A 13,224-nucleotide genomic window follows, 5' to 3' on the forward strand; every position below is an offset into this window, starting at 1 on the left:
TTATTGCCTTTAATCATCGAGTAATCGCTATGATCCCAGTTATATTGTCTGGCGGCTCAGGCACGCGCCTGTGGCCGCTTTCCAGGGCACTTAAACCCAAGCAGTTTATTGCCCTGCACGGTGACTTGAGTTTGTTTCAGGCTACTTTGGAGCGAATCAAGAACTTGTCCATCGAGGGCGAGAGCGTCAGCCCTGCGATCATTGTGTGTAACGAAGAACACCGGTTCATCGTGGCCGAACAAAGTCGTTCGCTGGATTTGATCCCGCAGAAAATCCTCCTGGAACCCACTGCCCGCAATACCGCCCCGGCCATTGCGGCCGCGACGCTCTCGGCGCTGGCGGACGGGGATGATCCGATCCTGCTGGTGCTGGCGGCAGACCATGTCATCGGCGATACGGACGCCTTCAACGCAGCCCTGACGTCGGCCAAGGCGGAGGTCAACAAAGGCAAGATCGTCACCTTCGGGGTGGTGCCCACCAAACCGGAAACCGGCTACGGCTATATCCGCACTCAAGCGGCGGCGGTCGACGGCGCGGCGCATGTCGAGGCCTTTGTCGAAAAGCCTGACCTGGCGACCGCCCAAGGCTACCTGGCCCAGGGCAACTACTTCTGGAACAGCGGCATGTTCATGTTCCGCGCCTCGGTGATGAAAGCGGAGTTGGAGCGCTTGAGCCCGGAGATCATGGTGGCCGCCGAGCTGTCCCTGTCCAACGCGGCCCATGACCAGGATTTCACCCGGCTCAGCCAGGTGGATTTTGTGAACGCGCCCAACGTATCGATTGATTATGCGGTGATGGAAAAAACCGCTATCGCCTCGGTGGTCATCCTCAACTCCCCGTGGAGCGACCTGGGGGCCTGGGACTCGGTGTGGGAGGCGGGCGCCAAGGATGCCAACCAGAACTGCACCCAGGGCGACGTCTTGCTGCAAGACGTCACCAACAGTTATGTGCACGCCAGCCATCGGTTGGTCACCGTGGCGGGCATCAGTGATGTGGTGGTGGTCGAGACCGCCGACGCGATCCTGGTGACCACCAAGGAGCATGCCCAGGACGTGAAGAAAATCGTCACCGAGCTGACTAAAAACCACCGGATCGAAAGCGCGAGTCATCGCGAAGTCTATCGGCCGTGGGGCAAGTACGACTCGGTGGACCAGGGTTATCGGTACCAGGTGAAGCGCATCACGGTGAAGCCGGGGCACAAGCTTTCCGTGCAGCTTCACCACCATCGCGCCGAGCACTGGATCGTGGTGTCCGGCACCGCGAACGTGCAGATCGGCGACAAGCAGGTGCTGCTCACCGAGAACCAATCCACCTACATCCCCATTGGCGTTGTGCACTCCCTCGAAAACCCGGGACGCATCCCGCTGGAGCTGATTGAAGTTCAATCGGGCTCCTACCTCGGCGAAGACGACATCATCCGCTTTGAAGACCGCTATGGCCGCCTCGAGCTTGTTTAAAGGAATATTGAAATGAATGTAACTGTATTTGGAATCGGCTATGTGGGCCTGGTGCAGGCGGCAGTGCTGGCTGACGCGGGGCATGAAGTGTGTTGCGTGGACATCGACGCCACCAAGGTCGAGAACCTCAAGAGCGGGATTATTCCGATCTTCGAGCCGGGCTTGAGTGCCCTCGTGCAGAAGAACCATGACGCCGGCCGCCTGCATTTCACCACCGATGCCGCCCAGGGCGTGCGCCATGGCGAGGTGCAATTCATCGCCGTGGGCACGCCGCCGGATGACGACGGCAGCGCCGACATCAAGTACGTGCTCTCCGTGGCGGCGACCATCGCACAGAACATGACCGAGCCGAAGATCATTGTTAACAAGTCGACCGTGCCGGTAGGGACAGCCGATAAAGTCCGCGCGAAAGTTGATGAGGTACTGAAGTCCCGTGGGCTTGAGGTGGAGTTTCACGTCATCTCCAACCCCGAGTTCCTGAAGGAAGGTTCGGCGGTGGCGGACTGCACGCGCCCCGACCGAATCATCATCGGCAGCGACAGCAACTACGCCGTGGAGCGCATGCGGGAACTGTATGAACCGTTCAACCGCAACCACGAAAAAATCATCACGATGGACATCCGCAGTGCCGAGCTGACCAAGTACGCCGCCAACTGCCTGCTGGCCACCAAGATTTCCTTCATGAATGAAATGGCCAACTTCGCCGAACGACTGGGCGCAGATATTGAGGCGGTGCGTAAAGGCATCGGTTCTGATCCACGGATCGGCTACGACTTTATCTACCCCGGCTGCGGCTACGGCGGCTCGTGTTTCCCGAAAGACGTGCAGGCCCTGGAGCGCACTGCATCGTCCATCGGCTACCACGCCTCGCTGTTGTCAGCCGTCGAGGAAGTCAACAAGCGCCAGAAGCAGCACCTGTTCGGGCATATCCACCATCACTTCGGCGGGCAACTGGAGGGCAAGACCTTTGCGATCTGGGGCCTGGCCTTCAAACCCAATACCGATGACATGCGCGAAGCCTCCAGCCGGGTATTGATCGAACAATTGCGCAGCGTGGGCGCGCGGATTCAAGCCTTCGACCCGGAAGCGATGGCCGAAACCCAGCGCATCTACGGCATGAACGAAGACCTGCTGCTGATGGGCACCAAGGAAGCCGCGCTCCAGGGCGCCGATGCGTTGGTGATTGTGACGGAGTGGCGCGAGTTCAAGGCCCCGGACCTGGACTTCATCAAAGAAAAACTGAGTACGCCGGTGATCTTTGATGGCCGCAATATATTTGATCCGCAACGCATGAAAGCCAATGGATTCGAGTATTACGGTATTGGTCGCGGGTTATCCGTACGGCCAGTCATCTGATACTGACGATTATTAACATTGGTGGTTTGCAGTATCCACAAGTGAGATGATTCCGAGGAGGCTAATTGCGCGGTTCACTCTATTGTCGTGCAGTTTTCATGGCCTCTTTATCTCCGTTCCATCACTACTCCCTTATTGCAAAGTTGTATAAGGGGTAAATATCGAGAAGGAGTCTGATATGAGGACATTACTGTTGGCCGGCTTGCTGGCTTTCACAAGTACGGCGGCACTGGCGGCGGGTGAAGTCGCCGGCGCTGCGGTGAGCGAGGCGGCCAGCACAGGCGGCGAGTCACTGTCGTTGAGCACTCCGCTCGTGGGCGGCGTGACGCTCGGTGAAACCGTCGGGGTCGGCACCGCAGTTGTCGGCGCTGCCGCTGCTGCGTCCAACTCGGGCGGCAGTTCCAATGGCGGTACTTCCGGCACTGGCGGCACAACCGGTACAGGTGGTACCACCGGTACCAACTAATCACCCGCAACTTGTGTTGTTCAAAGATCACCCGGAAGTTTCTGGGTGATCTTTTTTAGACTCGCCCTCGACTAGCGTAGTGCCATTATGATTCGTAGGTTACCTGTTCTTTTGCTGGCAAGTATCAGCTTGCACGGCTGTATGTTTTCGCCTGGTCAACACATGGACACGCGTCAAATGTCCAGTGAGGGTTCTCCCGAAAGTACCCGGGTGGAGTTGATTCCCATCACCCCCAAATTGATTGCCATGGATGCCGCCACTCGCGTTCGTGAGTCGGTGCCCGCGGAGTTGTTGTCTTATGTGCCGGGCGGTTATCGCGTCGGCGCCAATGACCTGTTGTTCATCACGGTCTGGGACCATCCCGAGTTGACGGCGCCCTCGGGGCCGCAACAGCAGCTCGATGCCAACGGGCGCCTGGTGCGTCCGGACGGCACGCTGTTTTATCCGTATATCGGCAACGTTCCGGTGGCGGGTAAAACCATCGAGGAGTTGCGCGCCTTTATCGCCGGGCGCCTGGCGCAGTTTATTGAAAGCCCTCAGGTCGACGTCAGCGTGTTGCGTTTTGCCAGCCAGACCGTCGTCGTCACCGGTGCGGTGATCAAGGCCGGCCAACAGCCGATCACCACCACGCCCTTGAGCGCCGTGGAGGCTATCGGTGCTGCCGGTGTCGATCCGACCAATGCCGACCTGTCGGGCCTGACACTCACCCGGGACGGCCGTGAATACCGGTTGGACCTGGACAGCCTCAATCGCCAGGGCTCGCAACTGCAGGGCATCTACCTCAAGGGCGGCGACCGGTTGTACTTGCCCTATAACGACCAGAAGCGCGTCTATCTCATGGGCGAAGTCAACCAGCCCCGGGCACTGAGCTTCAAGGGCAAATCGATCAACCTGACCGATGCGCTGGGCACGGCAGGGGGCTTGAACCAGACCACCTCCAATGGCAATGCGGTGTACGTGATTCGCGGCGTGGACAACCTGGAAGCCGAGCCGGCCAAGGTGTTCCAGCTCGATGCCCAGTCACCTTCGGCGCTGGTGCTCGCCACCCGATTCGACTTGCAGCCCCAAGACATCGTGTACGTCGGGCCGGCCGGCGTGACGCGCTGGAACCGCCTGATCAGCCAACTGCTGCCTACCGCCACTGCCATTGGGCTGGGTGCCCGATCGGCCAATGACCTCAGCGAAGTCAACAGCAGATAAGGCGCCATCCTGTCGTGAAAATTTTGCCTACCTGCGCCGGTCTGTCGATGGCGCTCTTGTTGTGCGGGTGTAACCCGTTGATGAGGGCGTCCTGGTACACCCTCGAAACCTCCGTCACCGGCCCTGAGCCGATCAATGTCACCCAGGCCCAGGTCGATGCGGTGCCGTATCCGCAGATTCTGGTCACCACGGCCGTCAGCGAAGGGGTGATGGCCATGGCCCGCCGCCGCGGCGACCTGGAGTTCTGGGTCGCCTCCGGCAAGCAGGTGGTGATGATGCGCGACGGCCTGGTGGTACGCACTGTCGGGTTGGGTTTTTCCCTGGACGGCACCCGCTTCAGTGGCGAGTCGCCGTTCAAGCGCGGCCTTCAACATTTGCCCGACGGCTATACCAGCACGCGCTGGATCGACCTGTATGACGGCAACCGGATCGGCGTCGCCGTCAACAGCCGTTTCAGCCCCCACGACATCGAGACCCTTCGCATTCTGGACAAGGATTACGCCTTGCTGCGCATCGACGAGCAGGTGGATGTTCCCACCTTGAATTTCCACGCTACCAACCATTATTGGGTCGACCCGCAGGATGGTTTCATCCTGCGCAGCGAGCAGCATTTGACGCCCCGGTTGACCCTGAAGATCGTGCAGTTGCGCCCCGACAGGGAGGCTGCCCGGTGAAGTGTTCCGAGCTTTTATGCCTTGGCCTGTTGTTGGTTGGCCCAGGCGTTGGCCAGGCGGCCGTCACGGTCAGTGGTGATGTGCGCAACCCCGGCGCCTTCGAGGTCAAGCCGGGGGCGCGTTTGCTGGACGTTATTCGCCTGGCTCAACCCAACGCCGAAAGTTATTGGTTGGGCGCCGCCTGGCTGCACCAGTCGGTGATGGACAAGCAGGCACGGTTGAAGGCGGGTGTGCTGTTCGACCTGAAACTGCTGCAACGGGGCGCCTTGCTGGATGACCGGCACTCGCGGGCGGACTTGAGTGCGCGCCTGTATCAGCAGGTGGAGCAGTTGCCCGTCACCGGTCGCCAGGTGACGGTGCTGGACCCGATCGCCGTGGAGGCCGGGTTTGCCCGCAACGCCTTGCTGGATGATGGCGACCAGCTGGTTTACCCCGCGAGACCGTCCACCGTGGAAGTGCTCGGGGCGGTCGCGCAGCCCTGTGATGTGCCGTACCAGGCGATGCGCGAAGTCCGGGAGTATGTCCGCGGCTGCACCGTCCTCGATGACGCCGAGCGTGATGACCTGTGGCTGATCCAGCCCGACGGCCAGGTGCGCCGCGTGGGCGTGGCGGCATGGAATCGGGAGGACGGCATTGTGGCTGCACCCGGTAGCCGGATTCTGGTGCCGATCCGCAGCGATGACCTTGAGACGCCGACCCCCGATCTCAACCAACAACTGGCCGAGTTTTTCGCCACCCAACCGTTGGCTGAGGTGAACCCTTGAATTTACGTTTTGCTGCTGTATTGCTCTTGCCCTGCGGACTGGTTCACGGTGAACCCCGTTACACCCAAAACGACTTTGGCGGCGTGGGCCTGCTACAAACCCCCACTGCACGCATGGCCCCGGCGGGCGAGTTGAGTGCCAACGCCAACCGCACCGATCCCTACTCACGCTACAGCTTTTCATTGCAGCCGTTCGATTGGCTGGAGGGTTCGTTTCGCTACACCGCCATCAGCAACCGCCGTTACGGTGCCGAGGCGTTGAGCGGAAGCCAGAGCTTCAAAGACAAAGCCATCGACTTCAAGGCCCGCCTCTGGGAAGAAAGCCACTGGGCGCCCCAAGTGGCGTTCGGCGCCAGGGACATCGGCGGTACCGGGCTGTTTTCCAGCGAATACTTCGTCGCTAACAAGCGCTATGGCAACCTGGATTTCAGCCTCGGCCTGGCCTGGGGCTACCTGGGTAACCGAGGGGATTTCAGCAACCCGCTGTCGGTGTTCGGCAGCAAGTTCAACGACCGGCCCAAGAGCACGGCGGTGGTCGCCAGGGCAGGGGACGTGAACTCCAATGCCTACTTCAGGGGACGTCCTTCGCTGTTTGGCGGGATTGCCTATCAAACGCCCTGGGAGCCTTTGAGCCTGAAGCTTGAATACGAGGGCAATGACTACAAGCACGAGCCGTTGGACAACCCGATCAAGCAGGACTCGCCGGTCAACATCGGCGTGGTCTACAAGCTGGCCGACAGCGTCGATTTGAGTGCGGCCTGGGAGCGCGGCAACACCGCGATGTTCGGCATCACCCTGCACACCAACTTTGTCAGCCGCAAGGCGCCGGTCAAGACCTACGACCCACCCGCCGAACCGTTGCCGGCACGCATGCCCACCACCCCGGCCGACCAGGTCAACTGGGCCAATGTCGCGGACCGGCTGCAGCAGAATGCCGGCTACAAGGTAGAGCGCATTGCCCAGCGCGGTTCGGAGTTGATGGTGTATGGCGAGCAGCAACGCTACTTTTATTCCGCCAAGGCCGTGGGGCGTGCCAGCCGCATTCTCGACAACAGCGCCAATCAGGACGTCGACTGGTTCACCCTGGTGAACAAGCGTTATGACATGCCTATCGAAGAAACCAGCGTGCCCCGTGACACCTTCCGTGCGGTAGTGAACAACGAGCAACCGCTGACGGATCTGCACCGTGCCACCGAGGTCAATCCGGCGATCGCCCATCGGGAAACCACGCTCTACACCGCCAAGCCTGCGCCGTTCAGCTACGGCCTGGGCCTGGGTTACAAACAGAACATCGGCGGCCCCGACGGGTTGCTCTACCAGTTCACCGCCGACGCCGATGCGGAGTACCGTTTTACCCGCAACACCTGGTGGAGCGGCTTGCTCAGTGCCAACCTGCTGAACAACTATGACAAGTTCACCTACGACGCGCCAAGCGGGTTGCCACGGGTGCGCACCGACCTGCGCCAATACATGACGACGTCGGATGTGACGATGCCGAACTTCCAGGTCAACCATGCGCAGCGCCTGGACCGCGACCTGTATGGCATGGTCTACGGCGGTTACCTGGAGTCGATGTACGCCGGGGTGGGCGGTGAAGTGTTGTTCCGGCCTGCGGGCAAGCACTGGTCGGTGGGCGCAGACTTGAACTTCGTGCGCCAGCGCGATTTCAACCAGGGCTTCGGCCTGCGGGATTACCAGACCATCACCGGCCATGTCACCAGCTATACCGAGCTGCCCTTTGACACCCTCGCGGCAGTCAGCGTGGGGCGTTATCTGGCACGGGACTGGGGCACCACCGTCGACATCTCCCGGCAGTTCAAGAACGGTGTGAAATTTGGTGGCTGGGTGACGCTGACCACCGCCTCGAAGGAAGAATACGGCGAGGGCAGCTTCGACAAGGGCATCTATATTTCGGTGCCGTTCGACGAGTTGATGAGCACCTCGACAATGCGTCGGGCGAATGTCGTATGGGCACCTTTGACCCGTGATGGCGGGGCTCGCCTGAACCGGGCCTACTCGCTGCAGACCATGACCGACGGGCGTGACAGCGAACTGTTCTACAACAACTTCGACAAGATCACTGAGTGACGCCAAGGTTATCCGCTGCCCGGTGCTGAATGCGCCGGGCAGCGCGAGGACCTGCAGCCACACAACGCCAGGTGCAATGCCGGCGGGCAATACTCCCCTTCTGTGATCTCTATGCGAATGGCGTGGGCCTGGATGCCCAGGCGCTGCTGTGGGCGGTATCGTTGCGGATGGCGGGGGTTGTGGCGGGGAGGAACGACAAACGCCCCGCAGGGCGCCTGGTGCCCCGCGCCGCCGGTGTGGCGGTGCGGGGTAGGGAGGGATCAGTAAATGTCTTTGGAGAGCAGGGTAAACGGCGTTTTGAAGAGGATCTTGATGTCGAGCCACAGCGACCAGTTGTTGATATAGCTCAGGTCGATATCGACACGCTTTTGCATCTTCTCCAGGGTCTCGGTTTCGCCACGGCAGCCGTTGACCTGGGCCAGGCCGGTGATGCCGGGCTTGATGCGATGCCGCGCCATGTATGCGCGAATCTTGCCCGAGTAGTAGTCGTTGTGGGCCACGGCATGGGGGCGTGGGCCCACCAGCGCCATATGCCCTTGCAGCACGTTGAACAGCTGCGGCAGCTCATCGATGGAGGTGCGGCGGATAAAGCGCCCCACCGGGGTAATGCGTGAGTCGTTGCGGCTGGCCTGGCGCACCTCGCGGTCGTCATGCACGCGCATCGAGCGGAACTTCCAGACCTTGATCACTTCGCCATTCCAGCCGTGCCGGTCCTGCTTGAAAATCACCGGGCCGGGGGAGGTGAGCTTGATCAACAAGGCGAACAGCAGCAGCAATGGGCTGAGCAGCACAATCGCCAACAGTGCCAGGCTCTTATCCAGCAGCGACTTGCTGAGTGCTGCCGTGGGGCGACTGGTGAGCGGGCTCTCGTTGAGGAAGATCGCGGGCAAGCCATCCACTTCGGCCACGCTGTGATTGAGCAGGAGCATGTTGTTGAGGTCGGGCACCCAGATCACGTCCACGCTGATCTCCAGCAGGTTGACGTATAACTCCTCGATATGAGTCGCTTCCTGGAGCGAGTGAGTGATGTACAGCCGGCGAATACCGTGTTGCCTGATCAGTGTGGGAAGGTCGGGCAAGTCGCCGAGAATCTGCGGTTGAGTGCTGTTCTGTGGCGACGCTGTGTCTGGACCTACGAGGCCGACCAAGGGCGAGCGTTTTTGCCGGGCTAGAGTATTGGCCAAGTCGGTGGCAAGTTTTCCCGTACCAATAATCAGTGATTTCTGGCGCTCGTGAAGTTGCCGATGGTAGTACCTGGAAAGACTGTGAATCGGGATGTAGCAAAGTGCTAGTATTGGATAGCTGACGGCAGCCCAGAGTAGCAGGATCTCCAACGGAAACAGCGAACTGGCATTACATGCCATGCCCACGGCCAACAATATGCCCAAGGTCAATAACCAACCGGTGAATAACCGTCCCAGCCCCACAAAAAAGTCATCTTTTTTGCTATAGACGTCACATAACATGTAGGCCGGGATAGATGCCAGTATTGTAATGGCAGCCAATATCCGGTAATGGGATTCCAGTTGTCCGGTCTTGAACAGTGCCAGTGAAAACAAAAGTACAACGACCATACTCACGGCAATAGCCCACTGCCCCCAAAAGGTGAGGCCCTTGGGTGTAAGGTTACGATGCATTCTTCTGTTGTTAAGCATACTTCTGCTCCCTGTGGTATCCACTCACGTGCTGGCAGGTTAAAGCGAGGCGTGGTTTTAATGACTATCAAATGGCAGGCGCACGCGTAGGCGTGCGTATTGATAGTAATGAATGGCAGGGAGCAATGGCTGACGACTTATAACGCGGGCATGTTGTTATAAAATGGCAGATAGAAAGGGGTTTTAATAGGCAGGGTGAATTGTAATTTTTATGAAATAATTATTGTTCGGCGACGTTGTTGCGGTTGCTCAATGGGCTTTTTATTTTTTGTGTGAGGCAATAACCGCGGTTACGTACGGCTCGGAACAGGCGTTCGCCATCGTTCACCCGCTTGAACTTGTCCTGGAGCCGGCTAAGGCACATTTCGAGCCCTCGATAGATATCGGGTTCGCGCCCGATGTTGCGGATCAGCTCCTCTTTGCTCACCACACGTTCTTCATGATTCAGCATCTTTTTGATCAGGGCCGACTCAATAGTGGTCAGGGAAATTCGCAATCCGCCTTTTACCAATGCCCGGTCTTGGTGGGTAAGTAACCAGACATCCGGGGCGCGCAAGGCGGACGTTGTATTAACCATTTCCGCTGTAGTGTTATTAAGCTCATGGCGCTCAGGTTCTGACTTCAGTACGCTGATTTTCGGGTTTTTTGCGGTGTCTTGAAGGTGTCGGGTTAGTCGGTTGTTGGCCTCATAAAGTCTTTTGGCGGCGACATAATTGCTTAGCCATAGATTGAAGTTCTGTTCACTGGTCACGGCATAGGAACTGGCCGAGGCATCCGATGCTTTTTCCGCGGTTTCGACCAGCGGGCCGCTGTCAACGTCGTAATGTAAAAATGCCACGTTGGGCGTGAAATCATGTAGCGCGATGGACGGGTACGTGGATGTAAATGTGTGTTTCTTGAGAGAACTCATGGCATTCACCGATTCCAGGAAAGTACGGGGGTTCATAAACTATCAGCAGGGGAGAAGTAGGGGCCCTGAAAATAGTCAAATGGCAAGCGTCTGGCGAGAAGCGCGCTGTCGGCATACTCGACGTTGTCGGCGATGAACGAGACCCGGGTGGTGCTGATTAGTCCCAGCATCTGGTCGTAAAGCCGGTCGAACAGGCCTGAGCGCGTATTCAGACTGAGCCGGAGGGCCGAGTCTGGAAAAGGCATTTTTATATAGTCATAAAGACTCAAGTCGATCAGCAGGTCGGTGTTTTTTGTATGCAATGTGTAATTGTTATAGGCAAGTTTTACGTCGCTACGGTCTTTCAGGTTATAGAGTTGGCGGATCATGTTTCTGCGTTCTGCCGGACCCGCGAGAGTATCCAGTGTATTTTCAATGCTGACAATAAGTTGTTGTTTGTGTTTTTCCAGTGCGTTGGAAGTGTTGATGATTTCCTTGAGCAGGTCTTCATTCATCAATAAGGATTGCTCTATCCGCAGAAACTTGTGCGGCCCCGGGCCTTTATCCACACGCAAACGTTTTCCTTCTCGGGCAAATGAGTTGGGCTTTGTGTATTGCAGAGCTTCGCTGTAAGCGTCTTTTAGCTTTTTGGAATAAAAGGGATACACATCATCAGGCAGGCTCTCAGGCGCCTGCTCGCTATGAACCCTGATCTCGCTGCCCCATAACGTACAATTTCGTTCAAGTATCGCTTGCCGCGAAAACTTGAAGTCGAATGACTCCGCAAGTAATTGAGTTCCGCTATTCACGGTTCGGCCGCTCCTTGACGGGGTGGATATGGTTAACCGAAGCCAGCCCTCTGCTTAGTTTGTAGCCGTAACCCCGAATACTTTGAATAATATTACTTCCGTAGTGTGATTTTATTTTGCCACGCAAGCGGCTAATCGATTTTTCCAGCGCGCGCGAGTCATAAAATCTGGCGTTAAGTCCCATCACCACGGCAATTTCATCGTGACTGAGCAGGCGATTATGAATGAGGGCTTCAAGTACCTTCATTTCGACGAAAGACACTTCAAGCTTTTTGCCGCCGCCGTAGATGCACATGCGGTCCTGATCGAGTAGCAAATCAGTATTACTTAGCCAGTATGTCTCGCTGAGGAACGCGGCGAAGAGCGCAAGTTTTTTCTCGGGCGAGCTCTCGACGACCTTTATGCAGTAGTCGGCGCCTGCGAGATAATATTTGGTTTTGCTTAGTGTGGTGGCAAAGGTGACAACCAGGAAAATCGTGCTGCCGGGGTTTTCGGATCTGGTTTTTTTAATGATGTCCAGCGTTTGAGTGCTGGCAGAGGGGGTGTCGATCTCTATGATGATGGCACGGTAATGTCCATGGCTTTCATAGGGACCAATTAGTTGGCCGTAGGAGCGTGTATCGACTTTTAGATTTTTCGGTACAGTACGAACTATAAGCTCGCTGAAGTCCTCGGATTTCGATGGGGTCCGTGCAATAGCGAGGACGTTGGAAAAATGCATCACGTTGCTCCCTTTTCCGGCATGCGAGGCCGTCAATTCAATCGCTGCAGGCGTTTAGATGTTAATCGAATTGAATACGCCAAAACGTGACAAATTTTAACATTCGGCACTTTATTTACGGGGGGTAAGGCGGTTTTCGGGTGGGTATTGAAAGCGGATTTCTGGGCGGGAGTTCTCATATGCTAGTGCAAATTTTTAGTGTGCGATAAGTATTTTAGGCCGGCTTGATTTTTCTGGCCGGAATGATTTAACCCTTCTAGTCCTTAAGCTCTAAATGCTTAAAATTCGACTATTTATAATAATCCTGCAGGGCGATAGCCGGCGTTGTGCGCTCGGATATGCCTGCACGGTCTGCGAGGTAGCGCGCCGGTGGTTTGCCGATAGCCTTGCGGAACATGGTGATAAAGCCGCTGGCGTTCTCATAGCCCAGGTCCAGCGCGACCGTTTGCACACTTTCACCTTTGGCCAGGCGCTGCAGTGACAGGATCACATGCAGCTGCCGGCGCCAGCGGCCGAAACTCAGGCCGAGCTCCTCCAGCAACAGCCGCGTCATGCTGCGTTCGCTCATGCCGATGCGCACGGCCCATTCACCCAGGGTGGCCTTGTCGCTGGGGTTGGCCAGCAAGCTGTCGGCCAGGCGCCTGAGCCGGATGTCCCGGGGCATGGGCAGGTGCAGCGCCTCGACCGGTGCCAGTGCCAGTTCGTCCAGCAGCGTCGCCACCAGCCGTCCCTGGGCGCCATCCGTGTCATACAGCGGCGGGAAGCTGACGGCCTTGCTGATCAATTCGTGTAACAGCGCTGATACGGCGAGCGTGCAGCATTGCCGGGGCAGGGCGCTGGCAGCGTCGGGATCGACCAGCAGGCAGTAGACATCCGCGGCTCCCGACCCGCGTGCGGCGTGGGACAGGCCACCGGGAATCCACAACGCACACTGGGGTGGCACGATCCAGATGCCTTCTTCAATGACGCAATGGATCACCCCGCGCAACGTGTACATCAACTGACCCTTGCGGTGCTGGTGGGGTGCGTGCTCCCAGCTGGCGGAGGTACTCGAGGCGCTCACCGCTACCACGGCGCGGGGGATCGCGTCGGCAAGGGCCGGGCGCAACGGGTCACGGGTTTCGAGGCGATGGTTGTACATGGCGG

12 protein-coding genes are annotated in these 13,224 nt (G+C 58.1%); 7 read left to right on the top strand and 5 right to left on the bottom strand.

Going from position 1 to position 13,224, the window contains the following annotated elements; genetic code table 11:
- Window positions 1–29: 29 nt before the first annotated feature.
- The 7 genes from V3W39_RS17765 to V3W39_RS17795 all read left to right on the top strand — a co-directional run bounded on the left by V3W39_RS17765 (window position 30) and on the right by V3W39_RS17795 (window position 8,004).
- Window positions 30–1,457 carry a mannose-1-phosphate guanylyltransferase/mannose-6-phosphate isomerase gene (locus V3W39_RS17765; RefSeq protein ID WP_177076624.1) on the top strand — a complete coding sequence of 476 codons (1,428 nt, stop codon included), beginning with the start codon at window positions 30–32 and terminating at the stop codon, window positions 1,455–1,457.
- A 12-nt stretch (window positions 1,458–1,469) separates the two neighbouring features.
- Window positions 1,470–2,813: a UDP-glucose dehydrogenase family protein gene (locus V3W39_RS17770; RefSeq protein ID WP_177047553.1), complete on the top strand. Its 1,344-nt coding sequence runs from the start codon at window positions 1,470–1,472 to the stop codon at window positions 2,811–2,813.
- Window positions 2,814–2,991: 178 nt separating this feature from the next.
- Window positions 2,992–3,279, top strand: a complete 288-nt coding sequence (locus V3W39_RS17775) for a hypothetical protein (protein ID WP_177076622.1) — start codon at window positions 2,992–2,994, stop codon at window positions 3,277–3,279.
- Window positions 3,280–3,366: 87 nt separating this feature from the next.
- Entirely contained in the window at window positions 3,367–4,479 is a 1,113-nt protein-coding gene (locus V3W39_RS17780) for a polysaccharide export protein (protein ID WP_177121452.1), read from the top strand.
- Window positions 4,480–4,493: 14 nt separating this feature from the next.
- The gene (locus V3W39_RS17785) at window positions 4,494–5,153 is read left to right on the top strand and encodes a YjbF family lipoprotein (RefSeq protein ID WP_294737876.1); all 660 of its coding nucleotides are present in this window, start codon (window positions 4,494–4,496) and stop codon (window positions 5,151–5,153) included.
- The gene (locus V3W39_RS17790; RefSeq protein WP_330213029.1) at window positions 5,150–5,917 is read left to right on the top strand and encodes a capsule biosynthesis GfcC family protein; all 768 of its coding nucleotides are present in this window, start codon (window positions 5,150–5,152) and stop codon (window positions 5,915–5,917) included. The genes V3W39_RS17785 and V3W39_RS17790 overlap by 4 nt, the downstream gene beginning before the upstream one ends.
- A complete protein-coding gene (locus tag V3W39_RS17795; RefSeq protein WP_177076615.1) occupies window positions 5,914–8,004 on the top strand; it encodes a YjbH domain-containing protein in 2,091 nt (696 codons plus the stop codon). Before V3W39_RS17790 ends, V3W39_RS17795 begins: the two co-directional genes overlap by 4 nt.
- 260 nt (window positions 8,005–8,264) lie before the next feature.
- Here V3W39_RS17795 and V3W39_RS17800 read toward each other — a convergent pair whose 3' ends face one another.
- The 5 genes from V3W39_RS17800 to V3W39_RS17820 form a co-directional block, all read right to left on the bottom strand.
- Window positions 8,265–9,659 carry an undecaprenyl-phosphate glucose phosphotransferase gene (locus tag V3W39_RS17800; protein ID WP_177076613.1) on the bottom strand — a complete coding sequence of 465 codons (1,395 nt, stop codon included), beginning with the start codon at window positions 9,657–9,659 and terminating at the stop codon, window positions 8,265–8,267.
- A 220-nt stretch (window positions 9,660–9,879) separates the two neighbouring features.
- Window positions 9,880–10,569, bottom strand: coding sequence for a winged helix-turn-helix domain-containing protein (locus tag V3W39_RS17805; protein WP_177047582.1), 690 nt, complete (start codon window positions 10,567–10,569; stop codon window positions 9,880–9,882).
- 32 nt (window positions 10,570–10,601) lie between these two features.
- Complete coding sequence (locus V3W39_RS17810; protein WP_330213030.1) at window positions 10,602–11,357, bottom strand: hypothetical protein; 756 nt, start codon at window positions 11,355–11,357, stop codon at window positions 10,602–10,604.
- The gene (locus V3W39_RS17815) at window positions 11,350–12,078 is read right to left on the bottom strand and encodes a winged helix-turn-helix domain-containing protein (protein ID WP_177047586.1); all 729 of its coding nucleotides are present in this window, start codon (window positions 12,076–12,078) and stop codon (window positions 11,350–11,352) included. Before V3W39_RS17815 ends, V3W39_RS17810 begins: the two co-directional genes overlap by 8 nt.
- 289 nt (window positions 12,079–12,367) lie before the next feature.
- The gene (locus V3W39_RS17820; protein ID WP_330213097.1) at window positions 12,368–13,219 is read right to left on the bottom strand and encodes an AraC family transcriptional regulator; all 852 of its coding nucleotides are present in this window, start codon (window positions 13,217–13,219) and stop codon (window positions 12,368–12,370) included.
- Between the last annotated feature and the right edge of the window lie 5 nt (window positions 13,220–13,224).

The sequence above is a fragment of the Pseudomonas sp. Z18(2022) genome, from assembly GCF_036346535.1.
GTDB classification, from domain to species: Bacteria; Pseudomonadota; Gammaproteobacteria; order Pseudomonadales; family Pseudomonadaceae; genus Aquipseudomonas; species Aquipseudomonas yamanorum_A.

Coding starts and splice junctions, on each gene's coding strand:
- V3W39_RS17765 (WP_177076624.1), top strand. CDS start 30: ATGATCCCAGTTATATTGTCTGGCGGCTCAGGCACGCGCCTGTGGCCG.
- V3W39_RS17770 (WP_177047553.1), top strand. CDS start 1,470: ATGAATGTAACTGTATTTGGAATCGGCTATGTGGGCCTGGTGCAGGCG.
- V3W39_RS17775 (WP_177076622.1), top strand. CDS start 2,992: ATGAGGACATTACTGTTGGCCGGCTTGCTGGCTTTCACAAGTACGGCG.
- V3W39_RS17780 (WP_177121452.1), top strand. CDS start 3,367: ATGATTCGTAGGTTACCTGTTCTTTTGCTGGCAAGTATCAGCTTGCAC.
- V3W39_RS17800 (WP_177076613.1), bottom strand. CDS start 9,659: ATGCTTAACAACAGAAGAATGCATCGTAACCTTACACCCAAGGGCCTC.
- V3W39_RS17805 (WP_177047582.1), bottom strand. CDS start 10,569: ATGAGTTCTCTCAAGAAACACACATTTACATCCACGTACCCGTCCATC.
- V3W39_RS17815 (WP_177047586.1), bottom strand. CDS start 12,078: ATGCATTTTTCCAACGTCCTCGCTATTGCACGGACCCCATCGAAATCC.
- V3W39_RS17820 (WP_330213097.1), bottom strand. CDS start 13,219: ATGTACAACCATCGCCTCGAAACCCGTGACCCGTTGCGCCCGGCCCTT.